This window comes from Bittarella massiliensis (ex Durand et al. 2017), from assembly GCF_017566145.1.
Taxonomy (GTDB): domain Bacteria; phylum Bacillota; class Clostridia; order Oscillospirales; family Ruminococcaceae; genus Bittarella; species Bittarella massiliensis_A.
Map to the genome: position 1 here is coordinate 1 of NZ_JABFCL010000409.1, position 208 is coordinate 208.

Below are 208 nucleotides of genomic sequence, written 5' to 3' on the forward strand. Positions count from 1 at the left end.
CGGAACCTTCCGATCAAAAAGGCGTTGATTGCCTATCTGTGTATTGCTGCTGTGGCTGCATTACTGCTGAGTTTTGCTACCACCCAGGTCTGCGAGCGGTGGATGGACATCCTGGTAGAGCGAAATGCTTTGGATACGGACTCTATGTACGCCAGTGATGGGGGCCATTATGTTTATTACCATGAGAAGGGGAAACTTTCGGCCTGGG

At 51.0% G+C, this 208-nt stretch carries 1 protein-coding gene; it reads left to right on the forward strand.

What is annotated here, in order from left to right; genetic code table 11:
- Positions 1 to 208: hypothetical protein (locus tag HJY11_RS14850; RefSeq protein WP_208076597.1), on the forward strand; the 208-nt coding region annotated here is incomplete at both ends.